General features: G+C 48.0%; 2 tRNA genes and 1 rRNA gene. All 3 read left to right on the top strand.

The window, feature by feature from the left end:
- Positions 1–55, top strand: a 16S ribosomal RNA gene (locus AACS90_RS05055); the annotation flags it as partial.
- A 70-nt stretch (positions 56–125) separates the two neighbouring features.
- Positions 126–202: transfer RNA gene (locus AACS90_RS05050), tRNA-Ile, on the top strand.
- A gap of 66 nt (positions 203–268) precedes the next feature.
- A tRNA-Ala gene (locus AACS90_RS05045) sits at positions 269–344 on the top strand.
- Positions 345–508: the final 164 nt, after the last annotated feature.

Below are 508 nucleotides of genomic sequence, written 5' to 3'. Positions count from 1 at the left end.
GGTGAAGTCGTAACAAGGTAACCGTAGGGGAACCTGCGGTTGGATCACCTCCTTAACCTATGATGGTGAAATGTGAGTGTTCACACAGATTGTCTGATGAAAGATACAAGAGACGGTATCGGCATAGGCTTGTAGCTCAGGTGGTTAGAGCGCACCCCTGATAAGGGTGAGGTCGGTGGTTCAAGTCCACTCAGGCCTACCAATTCTTGCTTATACGGCGTGTAATCGCGGGGGTAAGTGAGATGGCTGTGCAATACGATACATCGATGGGGCTATAGCTCAGCTGGGAGAGCGCCTGCCTTGCACGCAGGAGGTCAGCGGTTCGATCCCGCTTAGCTCCACCATTCTACGCCTCTTGGCTATCACATTTCAAAATGTATTGAGACAGCTCAGTATATTGTGAAATTATTGCTCTTTAACAATCTGGAACAAGCTGAAAATTTGAAACACTCAGTAGGGTGTCATATGACAACTATTGAGGAGTCTCTCAATACCCCAATCCGAAGAC

The sequence above is a fragment of the Xenorhabdus sp. KK7.4 genome (genome assembly GCF_963876465.1).
Taxonomy (GTDB): domain Bacteria; phylum Pseudomonadota; class Gammaproteobacteria; order Enterobacterales; family Enterobacteriaceae; genus Xenorhabdus; species Xenorhabdus stockiae.
Note: the sequence above shows the minus strand (reverse complement) of the source record. Positions and strands in the feature narration are given on the sequence as shown.